Below are 26,823 nucleotides of genomic sequence, written 5' to 3'. Positions count from 1 at the left end.
CAAGACCAAAAGAGGATGGAACAGCATGAAGAAACTCAGCCGACGCCTGACACTGACATTGGCGCTCAGCGGCGCCCTGGCGGCTTCGGCGGCGGCGTTCGCCGTTGCCGCCGACAAGGATCTGATCGTGTTCGACTGGTCCGGCTATGAGGATCCGGGCTTCCACGGAAAATATGTCGACAAGAACGGCGACTCGCCGACCTTCGCCTTCTTCGGCGACGAGGACGAGGCGTTCGAAAAGATCCGCTCCGGCTTCAAGGCCGACCTCGGCCATCCCTGCTCGCAGAGTGTGGTGAAATGGCGCGAGGCGGGGCTGCTGCAGCCGCTCGACACTTCGAAGATCGCCGGCTGGAAGGACCTCAATCCTGGCATCATGGCGATGAAGGACCTGGCCACCACCCCCGACGGCAAGGCCTGGTTCATGCCCTGGGACTGGGGTGACACGCAGCTCACCTTCAACTCCGACAAGATCGCCGAGAAGGACGTGCAGTCGCTGAAGGCGTTCGCCGATCCGAAGTACAAGGGCCGCGTCTCGATCGGCGACAATGTCGACGACGCCTATGCGCTGGCCAGCCTCGCCATCGGGCTGAAGGACTGGACCAAGATGACGGACGAGCAGTTCAAACAGGCGTCGGACTTCCTGCGCCAGGTACACAAGAACGTCCGCTCCTACTGGACCGACACCACCGATATCGTGCAGCTGTTGAGCGGCGGCGAGGTCGACCTCGCCTGGGCCTGGAACGACGCCACGGTGCAGTCGGTCGCGGCCGGCGTGCCGATCAAGTCCAAGAAGGACACCGACGAAGGCATCTCCACTTGGGTGTGCGGCTATGTGCTGTTCAAGGACGCGCCCGGCAATGTCGACAAGGCCTATGATTATCTCAACGCCGTCAACGATCCGGAAGTCGCCAAGGTGCTGGTCAAGGACTGGGGCTACGGCCAGGCCAACGCCAAGGGCATGGCCGGCGTCGACCAGGCGGTGCTGAAGGAGAAGGGCTACGACAACGTGGAAAAGTGGGTCGACAAGACACTGTTCCAGCAGCCGCTGCCTTCCGAGCTCAAGCTCAAGATGATCGCCGAGTTCGAGAAGATCAAAGCTGGCTATTGAGCCCTGTGCGGTCGCTGCCTGCTCCGCTTGCACAGCGGAGCAGGTAGGCTCGCCAAAGGCCCGGAATTCTCCTAACGTCGCTTCATGCGTTCGCGATGGGGGAATTCTCGCGCCATGAAATCCATGCTTGCCCGCCTTGCCTCGGCTGCCGTCTTCACTATTGGCATAGGCGCCGCTGCGCTTGCCGAGGGCGGGGGCGATCTCGTCGTCTTCGACTGGTCCGGCTTTGAGGATCCGCTGCTGCATCCGGCCTATACCGCCAAATACGGCGCCGAGCCGAGCTTCTCCTTCTTCGGCGACGAGGACGAAGCCTTCGAGAAGATGCGCGCCGGCTTCAAGGCCGACATCGCGCATCCCTGTTCGCAGAGCGTGGTGAAATGGCGCGAGGCCGGGCTGCTGCAGCCGCTCGACACGTCCAGGATCGCCGGCTGGAAGGACCTCAATCCCGGCATCATGGCGATGAAGGATCTGGCCACCACCGCCGACGGCAAAGCCTGGTTCATGCCCTTCGACTGGGGCAACACCTCGCTGCTCTACCGCACCGACAAGGTGACGGCAGAAGAGGCGCAATCGCTGAAAATCTTCGCCGACCCGAAGTTCAAGGGCCGCGTCACCATCGGCGACAATGTCGATGACGCTTATGCACTGGCCAGCCTCGTCATCGGGCTGAAGGACTGGACCAAGATGACGGACGAGCAGTTCAGCCAAGCTTCCGCCTTCCTGCGCGACGTGCACAAGAACGTCCGCTTCTACTGGACCGACGACACCGACCTCAACCAGGCCTTCACCGGCAACGAGGTCGATCTGGTCTGGGGCTGGAACGAGACCTATGTGACGCTGAAAGGACAAGGATTGCCGATCGAGATGAACCGCAACACCAAGGAGGGCCTGTCGACCTGGGTGTGCGGCTACGTTCTGATGAAGGGCGCGCCCGGCAAGCTGGACCAGGCCTATGATTTTCTGAACGCGGTCAACGCTCCCGACGTTTCGGAATACATGGTGAAAACCTTCGGCTACGGCCACGGCAACAGCGCCGGCATGGCGGCGATGGACCAGAAGCTGCTCACCGAGCGCGGCTTCGACAATCTCGACAAGTTCCTCGACAAGACGCTGTTCCAGCAGCCGGTCGCGCCGGAGCTCAAGCAGCGGATGGTCGCCGAGTTCGAGAAGATCAAGGCCGGCTATTGAGCAGCAAAACCGAGAGAACCGACGTCATAATCGTCGGCGCCGGCTTTACCGGCCTGACGGCCGCGCTCGAATTGAAGCGCGCCGGCATCGATTTCCTTGTCCTGGAAGCGCGCGATCGAGTCGGCGGCCGCGTGGAGGCCATGCAGAACGGCCTGGGCGAACGGATCGACAGCGGCGGCCAGTTCCTGTGTCAGGACATGCCGGAGCTTATGGCGCTGGCAAAGGCGCACGGCAGGACATTGATCGAGACCTATGTCGAGGGCGAGTTCATCACCCATCCGTCGATGCCCGCCAAGGAAGCCGAGCGGACCTATCAGATCGCGATGGCGATCCGCGAGCGCATGAACGGAATCGAGCCGGACGATCCCTCGATCGCCGGGCTGACCGTTGCGACATGGCTCGAGCGCCAGAAGGACACAGCCGACGCCAAGGCCGCCTTCCGCTCGATGATCGAAGGCCTGTGGTGCCTGGCGCTGGACAAGGTGCCGTTATGGTACCTGATCGACAACGATCGCCGCATCACCAACGAGGTGTTCGAACTGCAGTATTTCTTGCGCGATACAATGCAGTCGCTGGCCGACGATCTAGCGGGTGACCTCGGCGATCGGCTGCGGTTGGGCGAACCGGCCACACGGATCGAGAACGGGCAGCAAGGCGTTCGTGTCGTCTCGGCCCGCGGTGTGATCGAAGCACGCAAGGCGCTGATTGCTCTGCCGCCGGCGACGGCGGCGAAGCTCGAATTCGCGCCCGCCTTGCCGGCGGAACTTGCAAAGGCTCTGGGCGTCTGGGAAAGCGGCGCGGTGATCAAGATCCTGGTGCGCTATGCCAGGCCATTCTGGCGCGAGCGGAATCTGCGCGGCATGGTCATGTGGCGCGATCAGCCGGGGCTGTTTGCCTGCGACGCCAGCAAGGATCTCGACCATGCCGCGCTTATCGTCTTCATCGGCGGGCCTCTTGCGCTGCGCTGGCACAGGCTCAGCGATGCGGCGTTGCGCGCGGAATTGACGGCGAGGCTCGAGCAGGCACTCGGCCCGGATGCTGCCGACATTGTCGATTTCAGCTCACGCGACTGGACGCATGATCGCTGGAGCGGCGGCGCCTACAGCGATCTCATCGTCGACGTGACGGCGAGGAACGCCGAGCGCACCATCCTTGCCGGCGCGCCGCCGGTCTATTTCTCGGCTTCGGAACTCTCGCCGTCTTTTCCCGGCTATGTCGAAGGCGCGATCGTGGCAGGGCGTATCGCTGCCAGGAAAATTCAGTCGGCCATCGCCACCAGCGCTTCGGGATCGTAGGCAAGGCGGATCGGCGCGCCGACCGGAATGTCGTCGGCGCCGAAATCATTGGTCTCGGTCACCGAGAGCGGCTTTTCCAGCCCCGGTATCTCGACGATCAGATGCGTGATCTCGCCGAAATAATGGCGCTCGACCACCTTGCCGGCGACCTCGAACTTCGCCGTCGCATTGTCCCAGAGCACGCGCAGCCGCTCTGGCCGAATGCCAAGCGTCGCGCCACCGCCATTGCGCACGAAGGCCTTCGGCTTGTCGGTCTTGACGCGGCCGAAGCCAAGCGTGTCGACAACCAAGGAAGCGCCGTTCTCCTCGACGATCTGAGCCTTGACGAAATTCATGCCGCCAAGGAAGTCGGCGACCTGGCGGTTGACGGGGCGCTGGTAGATTTCCTTGGGCGAAGCGACCTGCGCGATGCGGCCGCCGAACATCACGGCGATGCGGTCCGACATGGCCAAAGCCTCGTACTGGTCATGCGTGACCAGCACGAAGGTGATGCCGACCGCCTGCTGCAGACGGCGCAGTTCGACCTGCATCTGCTCGCGCAGCTTCTTGTCGAGCGCCGATAGCGGTTCATCGAGCAGCAGAACCTTCGGCCGCATGACCAGCGCGCGTGCGAGCGCCACGCGCTGGCGCTGGCCGCCGGAGAGCTCGGTGGCGCGCCGCTTGCCGAGGCCCGTCAGCGACACCTGCGCCAACGCTTCCTCGACGCGGCGCCTTTCCTCGCCGGCTTCGAGCCTCAGCCGCTTCAGCCCATAGGCAACATTCTGCTCGACATTGAGATGCGGGAAGATGGCGTAGCTCTGGAACACCATGTTGGTCGGCCGCCGGTTGGCGGGGATGCCGTCCATCGGCTGGCCGTCGACGGCGATCGAGCCGCTGGTCGGCGTGTCGAAGCCGGCAATCATGCGCAAGAGCGTGGTCTTGCCGCAGCCGGAGGGGCCGAGCAGCGAGAAGAACTCGCCTTCCCGGATGGCCAAGGAGGCATTGTCCAAGGCCTTGAAGGCGCCGTAGCTGCGGGTGACGTCGCGGATGTCGATCATCGTGCGATCCGATTGGGTGCGCTCGGATTGGACCCGCTCAAGCATAGAGGCCTCCCTCGTTCTGGGTGCGTCTCGCCGCGCGGCGGCGCAGGATTTCGGCAACGGTCATCAGCACGAAGGACGCGAAGAGCAGCAACGTGCCAAGCGCCAGCACACCCGGGAGTTTTGCCGCGAAGCGCAACTGGCCCCAGATGTAGATCGGCAGCGTCGCCTCGGTGCCGGTGAGAAAGAAGGCGATGATGAACTCGTCGAGCGAGATGGTGAAGCAGACGAGCAGGCTGGAGATGATCGCCGGCGCCACCATCGGCAGCGTCACGCGCCGGAAGGTGCCGAAGGCGCTTTCGCCGAGATCGGCGGAGGCTTCCTCGAGGCTGCGGTCGAAGCCTTCGAAACCGGAGGTCAGCACCGTCATCGAATAGGGGATGCAGACCAGCACATGGCCGAGCACCACGGTGAACAGCGACAGGCTGAGGCCGAGCTGCAGCATGACCAGCAGCATCGAGATGGCGACGATCACCTCTGGCAGCACCAGCGGCGCCATGATCAGCCCGTTGATGGTGCGGCGGCCGGGATAGCGGTAGCGGGTGATCGAGCGGGCGGCGAGGATGCCGAGCACGGTGGACAGGATCGAGGCCGAGACGCCGACCAGCAGACTGTTCCAGGTGGCGTCGATCAGCGCCGGCGTGCGCGGCAGGTCCTCATACCAATGCAGTGTTACGCCGGAGAGCGGGAATTTCGGCGTCGCCGCCGTGTTGATCGAGAAGATCGGCAGGAAGATCACCGGCAAATAGAGGAAAAGGACGTAGAGCGCGGCGTAGCTCGACAGCCAGCTTGGCAGGTAACGTCTGATCGCCGTCATCGCGCCAGCCTCTGCAACGCGCGGATGACCAGCACGGTTGCGCCGGCCATCAACGAGACGATGACCATGGTGGTGACGGAAAGTGCTGCGCCAAGCGGCCAGTTCGACGCCTTGCCGAACTGCGCCTGGATGGCGTTGGCGATCATGACGCCGTCCTTGCCGCCGACCAGCTTCGGCGTGACATAGTCGCCGACGGTCGGGATCATGACGATGAGCGCGGCCGAGATGACGCCGGGCGCCGACAGCGGCAGTGTCACGCGCAGGAAGGAGCGCGCCGGCCCGTCGCCGAGGTCGGTCGCCGCTTCGACCAGGGTGCGGTCGACCTTCTCCAGCGAAACGAAGATCGGCAGGATGGCGAAGGTCGCCCAGGCGTGGGTCAGCGTGATGATGACGGCGCTGGAATTGTAGAGCAGTGCGGTGGACGGCTCGTCGATGATGCCGAGGCCCATCAGGCCGGAATTGAGCACGCCATTGTAGCCGAGGATCACCTTCCACGACATCACGCGCAAAAGGTAGCTCGTCCAGAACGGGATGGTGATGAGGAAGAGCCAGAGGCTCTTGTGGCGGCCGCCATGGAAGGAAATGAAATAGGCGATCGGATAGGCGAGGGCTACGGTGAGCAGGCTGACCGTCAGCGAGATATAGAGCGAGCGCCAAAGCAGGTCGCGGTAGATCGGCTCGGTCAGCGCGATCCGGTAATTCTCCAGCGTGAAGTTATGGTCGATGGTGAGGTAGTCCTGCGTCCAGAAGGAATGGGCGATGACGACCAGGATTGGCAGGACGAGAAGGATAAGCGCGTAGAGGAAGGTCGGGCTGATCAGCACAAAGCCCTGGGCGGCTTCCGATTGCAGAAGGGGACTTCGTCTGGCTCCCGTGACGCGAAACGGGGGCGACCCTTCCGCAGCCGCCGTCATTGCAGCGCCCCGGGCGTGATTGCAGTTGCCGGCTCGGACTGTCCCGCCATACGGCCTTCCCATTGATTGGCGCCGGCTGCCTGTTCCCGTTTTATGTGCCTGAAGCGATCGCTCCAGGCTTGCCGGCTTTCTTTCATCATGATCGCATCCGCCGATTGAAATCAAGCGCTATTTCTGCAATATTGATTGAATGGACATTCAAAATGAAGTGAAGAAAGGCGGATTTTCCATGGCTTCCCGCTTCGTTTCGTGTCCAGCGAAATTCCGCAACCGGACGATGCGAGGCTAAAATGGCGGCTGCAAGTGAGATCAGGGCGAGGGAAGTTGTCGAGCCCGGGGACGACGACGCGGTCGAGCTCGCCAAGCGCCATCTTGTCCAGCCCTGGCCCTACGCCGGCTCGGTCGGCGCCGAGGTGCGGGCGCTGATCGGCGAGGGCGACGGCATCTACATCACCGACGCTTCCGGCAAGCGGCTGATCGACGGTCCGGCCGGCATGTGGTGCATCAATGTCGGCCATCGCCGCGAGGAGCTGGCAAGGGTGATGTACGACCAGGCGATGGCGCTGTCCTACAACACGCCCTGGTACACGATGAACGCGCCCTCGGCGAAGCTTGCCCGGCGCATCGCCGATGCCGCTCCCGGCGACCTCAGCCACACCTTCTTCACCACCGGAGGCTCGTCGGCTGTGGAGACGGCGCTGCGCTTCGTGCAGTTCTACAACAATGTGCGCGGCAGGCCGGAGAAGAAGCTTATCCTCAGCCGCGGCGGCGCCTATCACGGCTCGACTTATCTCTCGGCCTCGCTCAACGGCCGTCCGCGCGACCGCGACTGGATGGATGGCGCCGACGAGCTGGTGATCAAGCTCTCCTCGCCCGACCCGTTCCGGCGGCCGAAGGAGATGAGCGTCGCCGCCTTCACCGATTTTCTCGTCGACCAGTTCCGCGACACCGTCGCGCGCGTCGGCGCCGACAGGATCGGCGCCTTCGTCGGCGAGCCGGTGCAGGCTTCGGGCGGCGTCATCGTGCCGCCGGGCGGGTATCTCAAACGCATCCGCGAGATCTGCCGCGAGAACGACATCCTCTATGTCTCGGACGAGGTGGTGACCGGCTTCGGGCGGCTCGGCCATGTCTTTGCCTCCGGCGATGTGTTCGGCATCGACCCGGACATGATCACCTTCGCCAAGGGCGTCACCTCGGGCTATTTCCCGCTCGGCGGCGTCATCATCTCGGAACGGCTGTTGGAGCAGCTGCGCCGCTCCAACCATCCCGACGCGCTGTTCGGCCACGGCCTCACCTACACCAGCCATCCGATCGGCTGCGCCGTGGCGCTGAAGAACCTGGATCTCCTGGAAGGCGGCGTGCTTCAGCATGCGCGCGAGATCGCGCCCTATTTCCAGGCGCGGCTGAAGACGCTCGAGGAATTGCCGCTGGTTGGCGAAGTGCGCGGCGTTGGCTTGATGGCTTGCATCGAATGCGTCGCCGACCGCGAAAGCAAGGATCCGCTGCAGCTCGACAAGGATGTGGGCAAACGCATCGACGCGCATTGCCACGAGCTCGGCCTCTTGGTGCGGCCGCTGATCAACATGTGCGTGATGTCGCCGCCATTGATCATCAGCCGCGAGCAGGTCGACGACATGGTGGCGATCCTGCGCGAGGGCATTTCGCGCACGATGGATGATCTCAGGAAGGAAGGCGTCTGGCGGGGGTGATGGCCAATCTCCCCCCTTGTGGGGGAGATGCCCGGCAGGGCAGAGGGGGGCGCTGTCCCGCCAGCGCCTCCTCTGCTATCGCAACAGTATGTTCTCGCCAGTTTGTGACTGATCGCAGGTAACGGAGGCCGCGTCCCTTCGCGCCCCCCTCTGTCCTGCCGGACATCTCCCCCACAAGGGGGGAGATCAGCAGCTTCGGCGCCCCGCTCATCCCCTCGACCGCAGCGCGTCGTTCAATCCCCACATGTCCTTTTCCTCGGGCGCCGTTTCGAGGTTCAGCACGGGAACCTGCCTGCGCAGGTGGTCGTGGTGGGTGCGCACGCCGTATTCGAGGTCTGAGAGGTAGAAGCCCCCGAACGCCTCCGACAGCATGGATTCGTTCGACCAGACGGAGAGCTGCACGTCCTCGTTCATGGTGTCGCGGTCGATGCGGTAGGCGAGATAGCGCGCGGCTGCCTGCTCCCTCGTCTCGTCCTTGTAGCGGTAGATCGCGCCGCGCAGCAGCGTCTCGCCGGTCGACAGCGGGAACTCCTGATAGAACTGCACCGATTCCGGCATGATCGACAGCGCGTTGTTGGGGAAGATGCCGTAATAGATCCAGGCCTTGCGCAGGTGCTCCGGCAGATGCTTCGGCTCTGGCGCGATCCTGATGTACTTATCGACGCTCCAGCGCCGCCCGGCATGCGGGTTGTAGGTGGCGAAGGATCGCGACACGCCGTTGACGAAGGGCTCGTCGAAATAGGTCGCGCCGTAGAGGTCCTGCAGCGCCGGATGCGCCATGGCGACGTGATAGCCTTCATTGTCGACGTCGCGCACCGACTTCCAGTTGACCGGCGATTTCTGCGTCCAGATGCCCCAGGAGGGCACCATATCGGCAACATTGTAGTGGGCGATCTCGGCCTCGATCGGCTTCAAGAGCTCGGCCACCGAAGGCTGCGGCCCGCCTTTGCGGAAGCGGATGAAGATGAAGCCCATCCAAATTTCGAGGTCGAGCGGCATCAGGCCGAACTCGGTCTTGTCGAGCTCGGGGAAGGAGCGGGGGCGGGCCGCGCCCCGGAGCGTGCCGTCGAGATTATAGACCCAGCCATGGAAGGGGCAGACCAGCGCGTTCTTGCAGGTACCCTGGCTGTCGGCGACGACGCGACTGCCGCGATGGCGGCACATGTTGTTGAAGGCGCGCACGACGCCGTCCTTGCCGCGCACGATCAGCGCCCGCTCGCCGATGACGTCCATCGTCAGGTAGTCGCCGGGATTCGGCACGTCGGAGACGTGGCCGGCAATCTGCCAGTGATTGCGGAAGACGTATTCCTTCTCGAGCTCGAGGAGGGCGTTGGAGTGATAACTCCACCCCGGCAAACCCCGCCGGTCCCAATCGTTGGGGATCGCCACGTCACGGAGGTGCGGGTTCATAAAAGGCTCTTCTTTTTGTTGAATACTCATTCAATAAAAGCATATTTTGCATTGAAATGCAATGGCTTGTAGAAATATGGAAATTTCGTGGCGGCAGCTTTTGACCTGCCTGGGCCTGAAAAATCCCGGAAAATCCGGGTCTTAACCAGGGATGTAAAACAGCGGTTTCGGGCGCGGATTCGAGCGTCCGACCCGTCCATTCGGGCACGTTTTCTCGCATCGGACGATCGCGGCGGCCATGCCAATTCGGCGTCTGTGTGAGGTTGCTTACAGTCCCCGGCGTCCGACAAGCGCATCTGTCTCGCAAAACCAGCGGGGGGTGAACTCCGCTGGCGGCAAGCAGGGAAAGAAGCGTGGCGATCCAAATCGCTGTTTCAATCCTGTTACACGGGCAATCGCGATCGATCATTCGGCTGTTACGTGGCGCGCTTATGTTCGTTTCAAAGGAAAAAGAAAGATAACGAAGGGAACAGCCGATGTTTACGAAAGTCAGGATCGCCGACGCCAGCCGCCGCACGCAGGGCCCCGAGCGTAACGACCGCCGGCCGAAGCTGGCGCTGCGCCAGCGCGCCAGCGACCATCCGATGGCGATGTTCATGCTGCTGGGCGCCACGGCCTTTGCCAGCATGGTGCTTGCGCCGGCCGCAGGCCCCGCTTTCGCTTCGATCAATCCCCCGGCCAATGTTGTGGAGGGCGCGCCGACCACGCTCAAGACCGCGCGCCTGCCGCAGCCGCAGGTCGAGTTTGCCTGCAAGGGGCAGAACTGGGGCGCCGAGGACGCCGAATGCCTGCGCGCCATCGCCGAGCAATCCGGTCAGCACCGGGCCCGCGCGGTGCGCATGATCGCCAACGCCGCGCCGCTCACCAACACCCCGAACGTTTTTTAAGGCTCCCCTGAGCGCACCCTCCGCGCTCCAGTCAGGCTCCCGCCGCAAAGTCGGTCGGGAGCCTCTTTTTTCGGGTCTTTCGACACTCAGGTGAGGCCGGCTTGACCTCAATCTCAACAGACCCTGGGAGGGCGCTGGGTTCAGCTCTCCACAGCCGCCTGATCGGCAATGGCGGAGAGGACGCCGCGGACGTCGAGGGTCGAGAAGGGCTTTTCCAGGATCTGCGGCCGCTGCTGCGGCGGCAGCGCCTCGATCTCCGCCTTGGCGCCGATAAGGTCGCCGGTGACCAGCACGAAACGCTGCGCCAGTTCCGGCTGTTCGGCGAGCAACTCGCGATAGATCGATATGCCGCTGGTGCCCGGCATGCGCAGGTCGGAAAAGACGATGTCGGGCGGCATCTGCCCGCCCAGCACCTCGCCGGCGGACGTCCAGCTTGGCACGACGCGCGATTTCACGCCCATCAGCTCCAATATATCGGAGAGCGAAGCGGCGACGTCGGGCTCGTCGTCGATGATCAGCGCATGGCGAAGTCCGCTCGATCGCGCCGGGCCTTCGCCGGCTTTTGCCGCATCGCCGGCAATTGCCGGCAACTGGACGACGAAGCGCGCGCCGTGCGGCTCAACCTCCTCGAACCAGATGTTGCCGTTGTGGCGCTCGACGATCGATTTCGAGATCGACAGGCCGATACCGGTACCGACGCCGACCGGCTTGGTGGTGAAGTAGGATTCGAAGATGCGTGAGCGGATCGCTTCGGGAATGCCGGGACCGTTGTCCTCGACGGAGAAGCCGGGATTGCCGCGTTCGCTATGGAAGGTCCGCACCTTTATGTGCCGCTCGCCAGTGATTCCAGCCAGCGCATGCTGGCTGTTGATGAGGAAATTGGCCGCGACCTGCGTGACATGGTCTGCATCCGCCATGGCGAGCAGCGGGCCATTGGCGAAGTCGGTGTCGATGATGATGCCGCTGGAGCGCGCGCCATAGGCGGTCACCTCGAGCGCCGAGCGCATCACCTGGTTGAGGTCGGTTTCGGCCTGCTCGGTCGGATGCAGGCGCACCATCGACAGGAAGCTCTTGACGATGCGGCCGCAGCGTTCGGCGGCCGCGCGCACCTTTTCGGCGCGCACCTTGGTCTGCGGGTCGGCCGCGAATTCATGCAGCAGGGTCGATTGCGCGACCACCACCGCCAGCGGGTTGTTGAGCTCGTGGGAGACGCCGGCCAGTAGCGAGCCCATCGCCGCCATCTTTTCGTTCTGGTGCAGCTTCTCGCGCTGGCGGTTGATCTCTTCTTCGGCGTGCAGCTTCTCGCGCAGGTCGCGGATCGAGCCGAAGATCAGGCGGCGGTCGGCGACACGCATCTCGGTCGCCGTCAGTTCGATCGGGAAGACCTCGCCGGCGGCATTCTGGGTGACGGTCTCCATCCGCTGGCCGACCATCGGCGCGCCGCGGCCCGACATGTATTCGGCGCCCGAGGCGTAGCCCTTGCGGTAGTAGATCGGCACGATGGTGTCGAGCAGGTCCTTGCCGAGAATGTCGCTGCGCGGGAAGCCGAACATCTTCTCGGCCGCGGGATTGAATTCGATGATCGAGCCTGCTTCGTCGATGACGATGATGGCGTCGAGCGAAGCCTGCAGCATGGTGCGGCGGATGACCTCGCTGGCATGCGCCTCGGAAGGGGAGTGTTCGATGGCGTCGCCGATGGCCAAAGCGATGATGTGGAGCGTCGCCTCTTCCTCGTCCGTCCATTCGCGCTCGGCCATGCAGTCGTTGACGGCCAGCGTGCCCCAGAGATGGCCGTGGGCGAAGACCGATACGGAAATGAAGGACTTTATGTTCTGCTTTTCGAAATCAGCGCGCAGGAAACCGTCGAGGTTGCGTGTGTGGCCGGCAAAGACCTTGCCCTGGCGCTCGTCTTCCTGCAGCCGTTCCAGCAGCGGATCCGAGTTGATGATCGATTGCACGATCACGGTGGGCGACGCCAGCTCGCCGCCGAAGCCCGGGTCGATCCAGTAAGCCGAAACGGACTGGGCAAAGCCCTGGCCCGGCAATTCGCGCAGACGGAAGAGAATGCCGCGCTGGCAATCCATCGAGCGGCATAGCGTTTCCAGTATGCCGTCCATCTCGCGCTGCCAGTCGCCGGCCTCGCGAAGCCTGCGAACGACATGGACCGCCGCCATCGCGGCGCCCTGGCGGGAGCCGTGCATGTCCATCCGTGCGGCCTCAGCTGTCATCGTCCAACGTCATCCCCGGGGCCATATCGGTAAACCATGAAATCCAGCACACAAGTCCCGAAAATCGATCACGGTTTTCGGGTGCGCTGGATCGGAATGCTACAGCGTCGATCGCGTATCCGGAAGGATGCGCGGCGCCGGAGTCAGTTGCCGTCGCCGGTCGGCAGCGAGAAGATATAGCCTTCGCCGCGCACCGTGCGCAGGAATTTCGGATTGGCGGGGTCCGCCTCGATCTTTTTCCTCAGACGCATGATGCGGATGTCGACGGCGCGCGACGATTCCGGGTCTTCCACGAAACCGATCGCCTCCGAGATCGCGGCCCGCGTCAAAAGCCGGTTGGCGCGGGTGAGGAAAACTTCCAGAACGTCGAACTCGCTCTTGGCCATCTCGATGACCGCGCCGTTGGCGCCGGTCACCAGCCTGCCGTCGAAATCGGCCTGGAAGCCGCCGAAATTCACGAAGCGGCGCGTGCCGCCCTCGGCCTTCGCGGCCTGCGGGGCGACCGGCTGCGGCACGCGGCGCAGCACGCTGCGGACCCTCGCCAGCACTTCGCGCAACTCGTAGGGCTTGACGATGTAGTCGTCGGCGCCGAGCTCCAGGCCGACGATGCGGTCGAGCGCGGTGCCGGCGGCGGTGGCATAGATGATGCCGATCTGCGTCTTGGAGCGCAGCCAGCGGCCGAGCGACAGGCCGTCCTCGCCGGGCATGGCGATGTCGAGGATGGCGAGGTGGAAGGGCTGCGCCTCGAGCAGGCTGCGCGCCGCCGCGGCATTCTCGGCCGTGGCGACGTCATAGCCGCTGGCGCCGAGATACTCGGCAACCGCTTCCCTCAGATCCGGCTCGTCTTCGACGACGATGATGCGCGCCTTCACAATGGTCTCGCTCCCGCTTTCAGCGGAAAGTAGATTGGGTATAAACATGATGTCCAGCGCTTATCTCGAGTTGCCTGTGGCGGGGTGAAGAAAATGGCAGCACGATCCGTCGTCGCGCTTGTATCCGTTGCCGAAGTGGTGGCCGGCGATCTTGCCGACCATCTCGAGCGGCGCGGGCACGACGTGCGTCAGGCACGCCAGCCCTGGGAGGCCGAATCGCTGCTTTCGGCAGGAGGCATCGACGTCGTGGTCGTCGGTGACGACGTGACCCAGGCGGATGGGCGCGAGCTGCTCAAGCGTTACGGCGGCGAGGGCGGTTCCGACTTCATCCTGATCTGCCGGCCACGCGACCTTGTCGACAAGGTGCTGGCGCTGGAGCTCGGCGCCGCCGACGTGGTGGAAAGCCCCCTCAATGTGCGCGAGCTCGCGGCGCGTATCGGCGGCCTGCTGACGCGGCGCGGCCGCAACACCCAGGAACTGATCGTGCTGGAGAACGCCACCGTCGACTTGCGGTCGGCCATGGTCATGCATCGCTCCGGCGCCGAGGATCAGCTGTCGCCGGGGCAGGTGGCGCTGCTCAGGCTGTTTCTGGCGAGCCCGCGAAAGGTGCTGACCCGCGACGACATCATTGCCGCCGCGCCCGCCGAGAATGCCGACGCTTTCGACCGCTCGATCGATTCGCGCATCGTGCGGCTGCGCCGCAAGCTCGATACGGAGACCATCACCACCATCAGGGGCGCCGGCTACCGCTTCGATCCGCCGCGCAGCGATTGAGGCGGGCACGACCAGGTCATTTGCTTGATCTTGCATCGGATCACCCAAATCCGTCTGCACTTTTGGGTCCGATGTTGTTTCTGGCTTGGCATCGGATCATCCCAAAACCGCTTCACACTTTTGGGGCCGATGCCAGTGCCTAACGCACCACGAGGACCGACGGGCCGGACGGCATGTCGGTGTCGGCTGCGATCGAGGCATGGGCGCGCTCCTTGAGCAGCACCGTCGCCAGTGCGGCAAAGCCAAGCAGCCCCTGGGCGTAGAGCAGTGCGGACAGCACTGAAGCGGCGAATTTCGTTTTCATGTCACTGATCCCCAAATTCGATGGTCGTCGGTGCTTCAGGAAACTCCCGAAGCACCCGCGCCGCTGACGGAGCCCCCCGCTGCGGCGCGGGCCTTCGGTCCTCTCGGCAGCAAGTAGCCGGAGGGGCCGCGCATCCCCATCAGCCGAAGGCCGACCCGCCAGAGGGCCCTCAGCCGGTTGACGCGCAGGCTGGAAACGATCCAGACCGTGGCGATGAACAGTGCAGCGTGCAGCGTCGAAACCTCGCCGGAATTCATGGCGCCAAGCGTCGTCACGGGGTTGCCGGCGACAGAGCCGGCGCCACCGAGGATCATCGCCGAGATGCTGATCCCGAGAAGCCAGGTGCGTGGTTTCGATTTCCTGCCCATTTTCGTTTGCTGATGTCTGTTCCCGTTGCGTCGACATTGCCGCCGGCCTGTATCCGCATCATGCCGCGCGAGCCGCGCTTTGTTGCAATTCGGTTTCGAGATCAGCGAAATTACTTTCGTATCAAGGCCATATGCGCTTTCGTTTGGCGGTTTCCCCTCAGTTATCGGTAGCCAATAACCGGATTCACGAGCAAAATTGTCAGGCGCCGCCGTTAACTTCGAGAAACAGATTCGAAACAGATACGAGCATCAAGCGAAATAGCCTTGAAACAGGCGCCCACGATAAGACGACCCATCGAAATTGAAGCCGGCCGGACCGGACAAGGAGAGGGATCGTCATGCATACCGCCATTTCCGCCAAGCTCATCAACATCACCGCCGCCGCGCTCACCGGCGCGGCACTGCTCTTCGGCAGCAATGCCGCTCACGCCAATCAGGTCGTCGCCCGGGTTTCGCTGTCGCAGCAGATCATGGAAGTCACGGTCGACGGACGGCCGACTTTCACCTGGAAAGTGTCGACGGGCGACAGGGGGCACATCACGCCGACGGGATCGTTCAAGCCGACCCGCATGCATGAGATGTGGTATTCGAAGAAGTACGACAATGCGCCGATGCCGCATTCGGTGTTCTTCAGCGGCGGCTACGCCGTGCACGCGACCTACGTCATCAATCGCCTCGGCCGGCCGGCCTCGCATGGCTGCGTGCGCCTGCATCCCGATGCCGCGGCCGACTTCTACCAGCTTGTCGAGGCCTTCGGCCCGGCCAATACCAGCATCGTCATCGCCAAGTAGCAGGCTGGTCGCCGCCTTCGGCGGATCATGTCGAAGCAGTGGGGCGACCGCCAAAAAAAGAGGCCGGAATTTTCCGGCCTCTTTTCATTTGGAGCGGGCTTGTTCGCCGCTCCTTCTTGTCTACGCAATTCCGGACGGAAAAACGGAAAATCGGAATTGCTACGTCGGCAGCGCCGGCATCAGCTTCGGATCCGGCTTTTCGGCGAACTGCGGCAGATCCCTGCTGGCGATGAAGGTGTAGAACATCGGCACGACGAACAGCGTGAACATGGTGCCGACCAGGATGCCGGTGAAGATGACGAGGCCCATCGAGTAGCGCGCCGCGGCGCCGGCGCCGCTGGAGATGATCAGCGGCACGACGCCGAGCGCCATCGCCGCCGTGGTCATCAGGATCGGCCGCAGGCGTACTTTGGCCGAGGCGATGATCGCATCGCGCCGCCGCATGCCGTGGATCTCGCGCTGCTGATTGGCGAATTCCACAAGAAGGATGCCGTGCTTGGTGATCAGGCCGATCAGCGTGATCAGTCCCACCTGGGTGTAGATGTTGAGCGTGCCGAGGCCGATGTTGAGCGGCACGATGGCGCCGAAGATCGAGAGCGGCACCGCCATCATGATGATCAGCGGATCGCGGAAGCTCTCGAACTGCGCGGCCAGCACCAGATAGATGACGATCACGGCGGCCGCGAAGGCGATCAGGATGGTGTTGCCCTGCTCCTTTTCCTGCCGCGACTGACCGGAATAGTCGATGAAGAATGTGTCGGGCAGCGTCTCCCTGGCGAGGTCTTCCAGCACTTTCAGCCCGTCGCCGGTGGTCACGCCGGGCAGCGGCAGGGCAGTGATCGTAGCGGAATTCAGCTGGTTGAACTGCTCGATCGCCGCCGGAGAGGCGTTGGTGGAGATCTTCACCACCGCCGACAGCGGCACCATCTTGCCATCGACGCTGCGCACGAAATACTCACCGAGCTTCTCGGGATTGTCGCGGAATTCCTGCGGCACCTGCGGGATGATGTCGTAGCTGTTGGAGTCGCGGTCGAACTGCGCCACTTCGGCGCCGCCGACCAGCAGCGTCAGCGTGTTGCCGATATCGGCGATCGGCAGGTTCAGCGCCGCCGCGCGTTCGCGGTCGATGGTGACGGTAACCTGCGGCGCGTCATAGGACATCGAGTTCTGAACGACGATGAAGCGGCCGGAAGCCTGCGCCTTGTTCTTGATCTTCTCGGCTTCGTCAAAGACCTCGGATGGGGCGCCGGTGGAGCGAACCACCATGGAGATCGGCAGGCCGCCGCCGGAACCGGGCAGTGTGGGCGGCGCAAAGACGAAGGCCTCGACGCCCGCCACCTTGGCGAGGCGGCCCTGGATGTCTGCCTGAAGCTCCTTGGAGTTGCGTTTGCGGTCCGCCCAGTCCTTGAAGGCGAAGCCGACGAAGGCGCCGTTGGTCGCGCCGCCGAAGGCGACGGCCGAGAACTGCGCCCTGGTTTCCGGGATGTCCTTCACCAGGCCGAGCATCTGGTTGACGTAGGTCTCGGTATAATCTGACGTCGCATAACGCGGCGCGGTCACGATCGAGAGCAGGAAGCCCTGATCCTCTTCCGGGGCCAACTCGGTGGAGGTCTTGGTGAACATGAAGCCGGTAAGTGCCACCAGCGCAACGACGATGATCAGCGTCACCGGCCGGTTTCTGAGCGAAGCGGTGACGGCACGCTCGTAGACACGCTCGACGCGGCCGAAAATGCCGTCGACGATGCGCTGGAAGCGGCCGTGCGCGCCGGCCTTCAGGAGGCGCGCCGACATCATCGGCGTGATGGTCACCGCGATCAGACCGGACAGCACCACCGAGCCGGCAAGCGTGACCGCGAATTCGCGGAACAAAGCGCCGGTCAGTCCGCCGGTGAAGGCAAGCGGCGCGAACACGGCGGCCAGCGTGATGGTCATGGCGACGATGGCCGAGAAGATCTCACGCATGCCGTTGAAGGCCGCCTGCATCGGCGACATGTGGTCTTCCTCCATGTGGCGATGGATGTTTTCCACCACCACGATGGCGTCGTCGACGACAAGGCCGATCGCCAGCACCATGGCCAGCAACGACAGAAGGTTGATCGAGTAGCCGACCGAAAACAGGATGAAGCAGACGCCGATCAGCGATAGCGGGATGGTCACGATCGGCATCATGACCGAGCGGAACGAGCCAAGGAACAACAGGATCACCACGATGACGATGGCAACCGCCTCGCCGATGGTCTTGAACACCTCTTCGATCGAGGCGCTGATCTGCCCGGTGGCGTCGTAGACGACCTCGATGGTCATGCCTTTCGGGAGTGTCTCCTGAATCACCGGCACGAGCTTGGTGACCGCCGCCGCGGTCGTCAGCGGGTTGGCCGCGGGCGTCGGGAAGATGGCGAGGAAGGTGCCGGGCTTGCCGTTGAAGCTCACCCTGGTGTCGGTGCTGGCGGCGCCAAGCTCGACGCGCGCCACGTCGCGCAGGCGCACCACCTGGCCGTCCGTCGAGCGGATCGGCAGTTGGGAGAAAGCCTCCGGCGTCTGCAAGGTCGAGTGAACCGTGATCGAGGAGACCACATACTCGTTCTGGGTGTTGCCGGGCGCCGAGAGAAAGTTGGAATTGTTGATCGCGGTCAGCACGTCGGCGGCGGTGGCGCCGCGGGCGGCAAGCCTGACCGGATCGATCCAGACGCGCATGGAATATTCCTCGGCGCCGAAGATTTGAACATCGGCGACGCCTTCCACCGTCGAGATGCGGGGCCGAATGACGCGCTCGATGTACTCGGTGAGCTGCTCCTTCGTCATGTTCGGATTCTGCATCGAGATATACATCATCGCGAACTGCTGGCCGGTGCCCTTGACGATCACCGGGTCCTTGGACGCGTCCGGCAAGGTGCCGCGCACGCCCTGGACCTTGGACAGCACTTCGGCGAGCGCGACGTCGGGATTGGAGCCGAGCTTCATCTGCACCGTCACCGTGCTCGATGACGGACGGCTCGAAGAGGTGACGTAGTCGATGTTCTCCGTCGAGGCGACGGCGCGCGCGATCGGGGCGGAGATGAAGCCCTGGATCAGGTCGGCGCTGGCGCCCGGATAGGCCGTGGTGATGGTGATCGCCGTCTCGTCCACTTTCGGATACTGGCGGATCGACAGGTTGAAGATGGCTTGGAAGCCCAGGAGCAGGATCATGCAGGCCAGCACCGTCGAGAGGACGGGACGGCGAATGAAGATATCGGAGAAGCTCATTGCTGAACCTGCTTATTCGCCGATTTGCTGGGGTCGATGGTGTTGTCGACGGCAACCGACATGCCGTTGAAGAGGCGATTCTGGCCGGCGGTGACGACCTCGTCGCCGGCCTTCAGGCCCTCGACGATCTCGACCATGCCGTTGTTGCGGCGGCCGAGCTTGACGAACACCTGCGACAGAACGAGCGCCGGCTGCTGCCCGGCCTCGGCCGGCTTCTGAGCATTGTCAGCCGGCTTTGCGGCGTTGTCGGCAGGCTTTGCCGTGTCGGAGGCCGGCTTCGAGGCGTCGACTTGCGGCTTGGCGGCGTCACCGGCCGGCTTTTCCGCGCCGGCTTTTTGCTCTTCCGATTTCGCCGGCACAGCAGCGCCGGCATCAGTGGGCTTGGCCGGCACGACCACAAAAACGAAGTCGCCGTAGAGGCTCGACGTCACCGCCGTCTGCGGCACCGAGATGATGTTGCTTTCCTCCGGCAACTCGACGCGGATCTGCACGAACTGGCCCGGGGTCAGCTTGCCCTCCGGATTGGCGACCTCGCCGCGGATCGACACCAGCCGGCTCGCCGGGTCGATCTTGGGGTCGATGCCGCGGATGGAGCCGGCAAAGGGCATGTCGGCCACGCTGCCGCCGATCCGCACCGTTTGGCCGATCTTCAGCAGCGGCAGCTGCTGCTCCGGCACCGTGAAGTCGACCCGCATCGTTTCGAGATCCTGGAGCGTCACCACCGAGTTGCCCGGCGCCAGATACTGGCCGATGTCGATCCTCGGAATGCCGACCGTACCGGTGAAGGGCGCCGCCAGGCGCTTCTGGTCGAGCACGGCCTGCAGCTTGTTGACCTGCGCGGCGGAAGCGGTTGCCGCCGCGCGCGCCGCGTCAAGCGTGGCGTCGGTGCCGACGCCGCGCCGCTGCAATTCCAGCGCGCGGGTGAGCGCCGCCTGGTCGGACGCGGCCTGTGCCTTCTGCGCCACCAGGTCGGCCTTCTCGACGGCGTCGTCGAGCTGCAGAAGCACGGCGTCAGCCGCAATCTTCTGGTTGGCGTGGAAGAGAATGTCCTTGACGATGCCGGCCGTCTCGACGGTCAGGTCGACGCCGCGCACGGCGTTGACGGTGCCGATCGCCTCGACGCCGGGCGTCCAGTTCGCGGGCTTCGCGACAACGGTCGACACTGTCGCGGCCGGCGGCTTCATGGTGGCGAAAAACTGCTTGATGCCGTTGTCGCGCAGGATGTTGAAGCCGACGATACCGACGCACACCAAAATGAGCAGCAGCAGAATTCCGGTAATGATGAAGAAGCGCTTCACGGACAAGTCCCCCAAGCCGGTAGCCGGCAAGACGATCAAATGCCGGGACACATATCGACGATGGGCCCCGATTCAAATTTCGGGCGCCTTACTGTACCGTCTGGACGGTCTTGTCAATTCCGCACAACCTAATGTAAGGGGTGGGGGTGATGAAGGCTCGCAGGGCAAATTCGCGCGACAGAATATTGGCCGCCGCCGCCGACGTGGCGCGCGAGGCGGGTCCGGGAAGCCTGTCGCTCGACGCCGTCGCCAGCCGCGCCGGCGTCTCCAAGGGCGGTCTGCTCTACAATTTCCCGACCAAGGCCGGGCTGATGCAGGGGCTGGTCGAGAACTACCTCAAGGAGTTCGAGCAGGCGCTCGAAACGCGTATCGCGGAAGGCGGTCACGAAAGCGCGCTCTCGGCCTATATCCAGCTTTCGGCCGATGAATGCGAGGAGCCGCAGCCCTCGGCGTCGTGGATCTTTTCGGCGATCGCCGAGGATCCGGAATTCCTGACGCCGATAAAGGCGTTCAAGCGGCAGCTGTTCGAGCGGCTGAAAGGGGAAACGGACGATCTCGGCTCGCTGCTGGTCTGCTTCCTCGCCATCGAAGGCTTGCGCAGCATGAACCTGTTCGATTCCGACGTGCTTTCGGAGGACGAGCGCAAGCTGCTGGTGGCATCGCTCCTCGAGATAGCCGGATAGGTTGCAGGCGTCACACCAGCTTCATCCTCGGGACATAGCGTTCTTCCCGGTTCTTTGCTGCAATGCAAAAGGAGTGGGACATGGTGGACGTTGTTTCCAGTGAGGCGGGGATTCCGAGACCGGATCACCCATTAGAACAATCGAACGGTGCCAAATGGTTCCTGCCGGCCTTCGGCGTGCTGGTTCTGGCCGGCCTCATCTATGTCGGCTATGCGCTGAGCCAGGACCTGGCGATCGCCAAGACGGTGCCCTGGATTCTGCTCGGCATCGCCTTGCTGATCGCGCTCGGCTTCGAATTCGTCAACGGCTTCCACGACACCGCCAACGCCGTGGCCACCGTCATCTACACCCGATCGCTCCCGGCCGAATTCGCCGTCATGTGGTCTGGCGTGTTCAACTTCCTTGGCGTGCTCACCTCAAGCGGCGCGGTGGCGTTCGGCATCCTGTCGCTGCTGCCGGTCGAGCTCATCCTGCAGGTCGGCTCGTCGTCCGGTTTCGCCATGGTGTTCGCCCTGCTGGTGGCGGCGATCCTGTGGAACCTGGGCACCTGGTTCCTCGGCCTGCCGGCGTCCAGCTCGCACACCATGGTCGGCTCGATCATCGGCGTCGGCCTCGCCAACCAGTTCATGGCGCCGGCCGGAAGCGCTACCAGCGGCGTCGAATGGGGGCAGGCGACCAATGTCGGCATGTCGCTGCTTGTCTCGCCCCTGGTCGGCTTCTTCGCCGCCGCTATCCTGCTCTATGCGATGAAGTTTCTGGTGCGCAATCCGGCGCTCTATGAGGCGCCGAAGGGCAACACGCCGCCGCCGTGGTGGATCCGCGCCTTGCTCATCTTCACCTGCACCGGCGTCAGCTTCGCGCATGGCTCGAACGACGGCCAGAAGGGCATGGGCCTGATCATGCTGATCCTGATCGGCGTGGTGCCGACCGCCTACGCGCTCAACCGCACGCCCGACATCAACTATCTCGAGGCCTACAAATCGGCTTCCGTGTCGGTCGAGCAGGCGCTGGGCAAATACGTCAAGCCGGGCGTCACCGTCGCCGCCGCCAAGGCCGCGGTTCAGGAGGCCGTGCGCAGCAAGTCGTGGAACGATCAGACGACCGTGGCGCTGCAGACCTACATTCATAACACGACCGCTGAGCTGCAGCCTTACGCTACCGTCGACAAGGTACCGACCGACCTGGTCAGCAACGCCCGCAACGACATCTATCTGATTGGTGAAGCGCTGAAGCTGATCGACAAGAAGAAGCTGCTGCCGATGCAGGACGCCGACCTGAAGGCGGTGACCGACTATCACAAGGCGGTCGACAACGCGACGAAGTTCATCCCGTTGTGGGTGAAGATCGCCGTGGCGCTGGCGCTTGGGCTAGGCACGATGGTCGGCTGGAAGCGTATCGTCGTCACTGTCGGCGAGAAGATCGGCAAGAGCCACCTGACCTATGGCCAGGGCGCCGCCGCCGAGCTGGTCGCCATGATCACGATCGGCGCGGCCGACCGTCTTGGCCTGCCGGTATCGACCACCCACGTCCTGTCGTCCGGCGTTGCCGGCACGATGGCGGCGAACGGCTCCGGACTGCAGTGGGCCACCGTGCGCAACCTCTTGCTTGCCTGGGTGCTCACCCTGCCCTGTTCGATCGCGCTGTCGTTCGTGCTGTTCGTCATCTTCCGCCAGGTGTTCTAGGTGGTGGAAGACCCTCAAAAGGAACGGCGCCGCTTACGGCGCCGGCTCCGCTTACGGCGCCGTTTCTTTTTGGTGGCCAGCCTATCGCCTCGCGATGTCCGCCCTGCTACGGCGGCGCAGTTGGCGCAGCGACAATACATGCAGCAGGATTGAGCTTGGCACCACGAAAGCAGGGGTCAGTACACCCGGGTAATCGCCAGCACCGATGCTCTGCACATCCGGAACGATCAGCTGCCAGGGGCCGGGCGAGGTAATCATGCCCATGGTGATCGCGACTGCGAAGTCGGCAAGGCCGAGGAAATTCCAGAAAGTTGCCGCCCTCCGGCCCTCGGCTGTGCCGGTCGCCACTGCGATCGCCGCCGGCAACGCGAGCAGTCCGGTCAGCATATCGCCGATGCCTGCCGGCACTGCGAATACGCCGGGCAGCGCACCATGCAGCCAGGCCGCGATCGCCCAGCTGCCGAATATGCGGTAGAGCTGAAGTGTGACGAGCCAGCTCGCAGGTATCGCATCGAGCACCTGCCCAATCCGCTTCGAGAACAGCAACAGCGGCGCGCCGATGATCACCGGCAGGAAGATCGCTGATGGCAACACCGGAAAAGACGCGGTGTCCGGGTGGAAGGCGCCGTTGATCGCGGCGCTCCAGGCGACGGTGAGCCACAGCGTGTCCGGGATCATGATTGCCAGCCAGGTCGCGCGGCGTTGACCCGGCGTCAGGCTCGTGTGTTCGAGGCCGAGCCACAATCCCAGCGCGATAAGCCCGTGGGCTGCGAGCTGGTGGGCCGTGGTCGGAACGCCGCTGGCCGGGATCGCCGGCCAACTATAGATCAGCAGCAGCCACAGCGCCGTGAGCGGCGCAAGCCAGAGCGGGCCCCGCCAGGTATCACGCGACGGAACGACAGCAGAGGGAACAGCTTCGGCGGTCATCGGCGGCACTCCATCGAGCCTGGGCGCTTTTGCGCTGATGCTCAGATGTACGCCTGCTTTCCGGGAGCGGCTATTCGCGACAATGTTGACAGTCTATGAAGAAGAGCTTCACAGTCAGGCAGAGTTTGCTCGACGGCGTGGAGGCGTTTCTAGCGCGCTGCACCGCAATTTTCGCCGCCTTTCCTGAGATTGCTCCGCCTGTGCTGGACGCAAATATCAGGTCGGGTCTTCGCGATGCAGGTCGTGGATGGCGACGCCTTCGATATTGGTCGGCAGCATCAGCCACTGCTTGTGGCGCAGCGTGCGCTCGGTGTCCTCGAGGCCCATGTCCCAGTGCTCGCGCATCGAGGTGCCCGAGAATTCATAGTCCTTGGCGTGACCCTCATAGCCTTTGTGCTGGTAGATCAGGTGGACAATGTTCACCACGCCGGCGTCTGAGTAGTCGGCGATCAGCTCCCTCTCGCCGTCCTTCAGCTGCTCCGGCGGAACGCGCTTGAGCGCGTCGAGCAGCTTCATCTTGAGCGCATGTATGCGCTGGAAATTGTCGGTGTTCTGGCGCGTGCGGCTCGAATACATGATGTCCTTGTGGCGCGACAGCACGTCGGCCATGCCGCGCGGCAGCGCGCCGCGGGCGCTGAACAGATCGACCTGGAAGACCAGCGAGGAGCGGTCCTCTTCCTGGTCGAGCAGATATTGCAGCGGCGTGTTGGAGACGATGCCGCCGTCCCAGTAATACTCGCCCTCGATGCGGATCGAGGGGAAGGCCGGCGGCAGCGCGCCGCTCGCCATGATATGCTCCGGCCCGATGCGCACCTTGTCGGTGTCGAAATAGACGAAGTTGCCGGTCCTGACATTGACCGCGCCGACGCTCAGCCGCTTCCTGCCGTCGTTCAGCACGTCGAAGTCGATCAGACTCTCCAGCGTGTCCTTCAGCTCGGCGGTGTCGTAGAAGCTGGTAGCGCCATCCGCGCCCGGCGGCTGGAACCACGGGTTGGGATTGCGCGGCTTGAAGAAGCCGGGCTGGCCCATGGTCATCGTCATCCACGACGAGGTGCGGTTGCGGATGTCGCGATAGATGTCGCCCTCGGGCGTATAGGCCCAGATCTTACGGCCCGAGACCGTCTGCCAGAACTGCTCCAGCCGCTGCAGGCGACGGCTCGGCTCGTTGCCGGCGATGATCGAGGCGTTGATCGCGCCGATCGACACGCCGGAGAGCCAGGTCGGCTCACAGCCGGCATCGGAAAGCGCCTGGTAGACGCCGGCCTGATAGGCGCCCAGCGCGCCGCCACCCTGGAACACCAGGGCGACACGGTCATATTGCTGTGAGATTTCCTGGATGGTGGCGGCGATAGCCTTGTTTCGGGTGCGTTCAAGCACGAGCCTTCTCCGGCAGGGTTGCGCTGGCTGTCGACCGTTCGGCGAGGTAGTCATGAACGACTTCGCCCAGCCCAAGCGTCAGATCGGCGGTGAAGTGGACGGCCGAGACCACCTCGAGCACCGGCAGTTTCGCCACATCGGCCATGACATGCGGCCGAAGGTCGAGCGCGGCCGGCGCCGTCCAGGCTTCCTTCAGCGTCACCTCGGTGAGGTAGTAGCGCACCAGCTCGCAAATGCGCGGGCTGCCGTCGACATGCGGGATGATCTTGATCAGGAAGTTGGGCGCAGCGAGCGAGGCGAGCACGGAATCGTGGTCGGCCTCGCGGTGCTTGTAGCCCATCGTGCCGGTGGCGCACAGAACGCTGCCATAGTGCAGTGTGCCGACCACCACTTCGCCCTCATGCACGATCTTGGGGCTGGCGAGCTTCTTCGGGAAGCCCCAGAGCTCGCGGCCGCCGGCGATCGGCGCGTCATCGTCGAGATACATGGAATGGACATAGCCGCCATGCTGGCCGCCGAAGCGCACGGGGATGACCTGGCCGGTCTCGGTATAGTCGCCGAAGCCGGTCGAATCCGGCATGCGGATGAATTCGTATTTGACCAGCGGCTCGTCGATCTCGAGCGGCTTCGGCACGACGGCTTCAAGCGCTTCGCGCGTCGTGCGGTAGGTGATGATGATGTACTCGCGGTCGAAGAAACGGTAGGGACCGGGCGGGAACGAAGGATTGGTGAGCGGCATCGCATAGGCGCGCTTCACGACATCGGCGATATCCAAGCTATTCACCCATCGGGTCAGGAATGACACACGCGAAACGCGCAGGGGAAGTATGTTGCACGGCACCATGACAGTGCCATGTCATTGTCCTCGGGCGCCAGTTTCATGGCTCTCGGACAGCATCACAACATTGTAATCGCAACGACATATGGCCGTGGCATTGTCATGCTGCGGCGCACAAACTATGTGCCTTAGGTCCCCTCCACCTCTTGCGAGATTTTTCATGGGTTCCCTGTCTTCGAAGAATGCGCTCGTCACCGGCTCGACCAGCGGCATCGGCCTGGCAATCGCCCGCGCCTTTGCCGCGGAGGGCGCCAACGTCACCATCAACGGCCTGGGCGACGCCGCGGCGATCGAAAGGGAGCGTGCCGGCATCGAGACGGATTTCGGCGTCAAGTGCCGCTACTCGGGCGCCAACATGATGGACGGCGCGGCGGTGACCGCCATGATCCACGAGGCCGAAGAGGCGTTCGGCAGCCTCGACATCCTGGTCAACAATGCCGGCATCCAGCATGTCGCGCCGATCGACGAGTTTCCCGACGACAAGTGGGAAGCCATCATTCGCATCAACCTGCTTGCCGCCTTCTATGCCATCAAGGCGGCGGTGCCCGGCATGAAGAGCCGCAAATGGGGCCGCATCATCAACACGGCCTCGGCGCATGCGCTGGTCGCCTCGCCGTTCAAGTCGGCCTATGTCTCGGCCAAGCACGGCATTGCCGGCCTGACCAAGACGGTGGCGCTGGAGGTGGCGCAGGACGGCATCACCGTCAACGCGATCGCCCCCGGCTATGTCTGGACGCCGCTGGTCGAGAAGCAGATCCCCGACACGATGAAGGCGCGCGGCATGACCGAGGAGCAGGTCAAGCACGACGTGCTTTTAGCCGCGCAGCCGACCAAGGAATTCGTCACCGTCGAGGAGCTCGCGGCACTGACCCTTTTCCTGTGCTCGGACGCCGCCAAGCAGATGACCGGCACGACCCTGCCGATGGATGGCGGCTGGACGGCGCAGTAAGCACAACTGCCTTCGCATAGGAAGGCGGACACGGCCCCGTGTTTCTGGCAATTCGATTCTTGACAATCGCGGGGGAGCGATC

Annotated in this window: 24 protein-coding genes; 10 read left to right on the top strand and 14 right to left on the bottom strand. The window is 63.8% G+C overall.

Annotation, left to right across the window (positions count from 1 at the left end; translation table 11 throughout):
- The first annotated feature begins 25 nt into the window (after nt 1–25).
- The 3 genes from RFN30_RS10420 to RFN30_RS10410 all read left to right on the top strand — a co-directional run bounded on the left by RFN30_RS10420 (nt 26) and on the right by RFN30_RS10410 (nt 3,591).
- Nucleotides 26–1,108: an ABC transporter substrate-binding protein gene (locus RFN30_RS10420; RefSeq protein WP_320261990.1), complete on the top strand. Its 1,083-nt coding sequence runs from the start codon at nt 26–28 to the stop codon at nt 1,106–1,108.
- Between the two features lie 114 nt (nt 1,109–1,222).
- The gene (locus RFN30_RS10415; protein WP_320261989.1) at nt 1,223–2,296 is read left to right on the top strand and encodes an extracellular solute-binding protein; all 1,074 of its coding nucleotides are present in this window, start codon (nt 1,223–1,225) and stop codon (nt 2,294–2,296) included.
- A complete protein-coding gene (locus RFN30_RS10410) occupies nt 2,293–3,591 on the top strand; it encodes a flavin monoamine oxidase family protein (protein ID WP_320261988.1) in 1,299 nt (432 codons plus the stop codon). The genes RFN30_RS10415 and RFN30_RS10410 overlap by 4 nt, the downstream gene beginning before the upstream one ends.
- Here RFN30_RS10410 and RFN30_RS10405 read toward each other — a convergent pair.
- Genes RFN30_RS10405 through RFN30_RS10395 form a run of 3 tightly spaced genes read right to left on the bottom strand, consistent with a single transcriptional unit; the run spans nt 3,555 to nt 6,401 of the window.
- On the bottom strand, nt 3,555–4,628 hold the full coding sequence (locus RFN30_RS10405; protein WP_320262084.1) for an ABC transporter ATP-binding protein: 1,074 nt from the start codon (nt 4,626–4,628) through the stop codon (nt 3,555–3,557). The two genes, RFN30_RS10410 and RFN30_RS10405, sit on opposite strands and share 37 nt — an antisense overlap.
- A 37-nt stretch (nt 4,629–4,665) precedes the next feature.
- Nucleotides 4,666–5,487 carry an ABC transporter permease gene (locus RFN30_RS10400; protein WP_320261987.1) on the bottom strand — a complete coding sequence of 274 codons (822 nt, stop codon included), beginning with the start codon at nt 5,485–5,487 and terminating at the stop codon, nt 4,666–4,668.
- Entirely contained in the window at nt 5,484–6,401 is a 918-nt protein-coding gene (locus tag RFN30_RS10395) for an ABC transporter permease (RefSeq protein ID WP_320261986.1), read from the bottom strand. Before RFN30_RS10395 ends, RFN30_RS10400 begins: the two co-directional genes overlap by 4 nt.
- Nucleotides 6,402–6,691: 290 nt before the next feature.
- Between RFN30_RS10395 and RFN30_RS10390 the strand changes: the two genes are divergently transcribed.
- Nucleotides 6,692–8,110, top strand: coding sequence for an aminotransferase (locus tag RFN30_RS10390; RefSeq protein ID WP_320261985.1), 1,419 nt, complete (start codon nt 6,692–6,694; stop codon nt 8,108–8,110).
- A gap of 207 nt (nt 8,111–8,317) precedes the next feature.
- On the opposite strand, the gene RFN30_RS10385 is transcribed toward RFN30_RS10390, so the two are convergent.
- Complete coding sequence (locus RFN30_RS10385; protein ID WP_320261984.1) at nt 8,318–9,520, bottom strand: aromatic ring-hydroxylating oxygenase subunit alpha; 1,203 nt, start codon at nt 9,518–9,520, stop codon at nt 8,318–8,320.
- Nucleotides 9,501–9,929, bottom strand: coding sequence for a hypothetical protein (locus tag RFN30_RS10380; protein WP_320261983.1), 429 nt, complete (start codon nt 9,927–9,929; stop codon nt 9,501–9,503). The genes RFN30_RS10385 and RFN30_RS10380 overlap by 20 nt, the downstream gene beginning before the upstream one ends.
- A gap of 67 nt (nt 9,930–9,996) precedes the next feature.
- On the opposite strand from RFN30_RS10380, the gene RFN30_RS10375 reads away from it, so the two are divergent.
- Complete coding sequence (locus tag RFN30_RS10375) at nt 9,997–10,407, top strand: hypothetical protein (RefSeq protein WP_320261982.1); 411 nt, start codon at nt 9,997–9,999, stop codon at nt 10,405–10,407.
- Between the two features lie 140 nt (nt 10,408–10,547).
- On the opposite strand, the gene RFN30_RS10370 is transcribed toward RFN30_RS10375, so the two are convergent.
- Nucleotides 10,548–12,635, bottom strand: a complete 2,088-nt coding sequence (locus RFN30_RS10370) for an ATP-binding protein (RefSeq protein WP_320261981.1) — start codon at nt 12,633–12,635, stop codon at nt 10,548–10,550.
- Nucleotides 12,636–12,778: 143 nt separating this feature from the next.
- A complete protein-coding gene (locus RFN30_RS10365; RefSeq protein WP_320261980.1) occupies nt 12,779–13,507 on the bottom strand; it encodes a response regulator in 729 nt (242 codons plus the stop codon).
- Between the two features lie 93 nt (nt 13,508–13,600).
- Here RFN30_RS10365 and RFN30_RS10360 point away from each other — a divergent pair, with 93 nt between their 5' ends.
- Nucleotides 13,601–14,281, top strand: coding sequence for a winged helix-turn-helix domain-containing protein (locus RFN30_RS10360; RefSeq protein WP_320261979.1), 681 nt, complete (start codon nt 13,601–13,603; stop codon nt 14,279–14,281).
- A gap of 139 nt (nt 14,282–14,420) precedes the next feature.
- Here RFN30_RS10360 and RFN30_RS10355 read toward each other — a convergent pair whose 3' ends face one another.
- Entirely contained in the window at nt 14,421–14,585 is a 165-nt protein-coding gene (locus tag RFN30_RS10355; protein WP_320261978.1) for a hypothetical protein, read from the bottom strand.
- Between the two features lie 35 nt (nt 14,586–14,620).
- Entirely contained in the window at nt 14,621–14,953 is a 333-nt protein-coding gene (locus tag RFN30_RS10350; RefSeq protein ID WP_320261977.1) for a hypothetical protein, read from the bottom strand.
- Between the two features lie 338 nt (nt 14,954–15,291).
- On the opposite strand from RFN30_RS10350, the gene RFN30_RS10345 reads away from it, so the two are divergent.
- Nucleotides 15,292–15,744, top strand: coding sequence for a L,D-transpeptidase (locus RFN30_RS10345; RefSeq protein ID WP_320261976.1), 453 nt, complete (start codon nt 15,292–15,294; stop codon nt 15,742–15,744).
- A 159-nt stretch (nt 15,745–15,903) separates the two neighbouring features.
- On the opposite strand, the gene RFN30_RS10340 is transcribed toward RFN30_RS10345, so the two are convergent.
- Together RFN30_RS10340 and RFN30_RS10335 are read right to left on the bottom strand one after the other, a co-directional pair.
- The gene (locus RFN30_RS10340) at nt 15,904–18,987 is read right to left on the bottom strand and encodes an efflux RND transporter permease subunit (protein WP_320261975.1); all 3,084 of its coding nucleotides are present in this window, start codon (nt 18,985–18,987) and stop codon (nt 15,904–15,906) included.
- A complete protein-coding gene (locus tag RFN30_RS10335) occupies nt 18,984–20,285 on the bottom strand; it encodes an efflux RND transporter periplasmic adaptor subunit (protein WP_320261974.1) in 1,302 nt (433 codons plus the stop codon). The genes RFN30_RS10340 and RFN30_RS10335 overlap by 4 nt, the downstream gene beginning before the upstream one ends.
- A 149-nt stretch (nt 20,286–20,434) precedes the next feature.
- On the opposite strand from RFN30_RS10335, the gene RFN30_RS10330 reads away from it, so the two are divergent.
- Nucleotides 20,435–20,968 (top strand): TetR/AcrR family transcriptional regulator, encoded by a 534-nt coding sequence (locus tag RFN30_RS10330; protein WP_320261973.1) that lies wholly within the window; start codon nt 20,435–20,437, stop codon nt 20,966–20,968.
- 80 nt (nt 20,969–21,048) lie between these two features.
- Nucleotides 21,049–22,650, top strand: coding sequence for an inorganic phosphate transporter (locus tag RFN30_RS10325; protein WP_320261972.1), 1,602 nt, complete (start codon nt 21,049–21,051; stop codon nt 22,648–22,650).
- 81 nt (nt 22,651–22,731) lie between these two features.
- On the opposite strand, the gene RFN30_RS10320 is transcribed toward RFN30_RS10325, so the two are convergent.
- The 3 genes from RFN30_RS10320 to RFN30_RS10310 form a co-directional block, all read right to left on the bottom strand.
- A complete protein-coding gene (locus tag RFN30_RS10320) occupies nt 22,732–23,577 on the bottom strand; it encodes a DUF8737 domain-containing protein (RefSeq protein WP_320261971.1) in 846 nt (281 codons plus the stop codon).
- A gap of 216 nt (nt 23,578–23,793) precedes the next feature.
- Complete coding sequence (locus tag RFN30_RS10315; protein ID WP_320261970.1) at nt 23,794–24,954, bottom strand: patatin-like phospholipase family protein; 1,161 nt, start codon at nt 24,952–24,954, stop codon at nt 23,794–23,796.
- Nucleotides 24,947–25,729, bottom strand: a complete 783-nt coding sequence (locus tag RFN30_RS10310) for an acetoacetate decarboxylase (RefSeq protein ID WP_320261969.1) — start codon at nt 25,727–25,729, stop codon at nt 24,947–24,949. Before RFN30_RS10310 ends, RFN30_RS10315 begins: the two co-directional genes overlap by 8 nt.
- Nucleotides 25,730–25,952: 223 nt before the next feature.
- On the opposite strand from RFN30_RS10310, the gene RFN30_RS10305 reads away from it, so the two are divergent.
- Nucleotides 25,953–26,741 (top strand): 3-hydroxybutyrate dehydrogenase, encoded by a 789-nt coding sequence (locus tag RFN30_RS10305; protein WP_320261968.1) that lies wholly within the window; start codon nt 25,953–25,955, stop codon nt 26,739–26,741.
- Nucleotides 26,742–26,823: the final 82 nt, after the last annotated feature.

Origin of the sequence: Mesorhizobium dulcispinae (genome assembly GCF_033977345.1) — a bacterium.
In the GTDB taxonomy this organism is placed as follows: Bacteria; Pseudomonadota; Alphaproteobacteria; order Rhizobiales; family Rhizobiaceae; genus Mesorhizobium; species Mesorhizobium dulcispinae.
The sequence above is the reverse complement of the archived record's forward strand: the minus strand, read 5'-3'. Positions and strand labels throughout refer to the sequence as shown.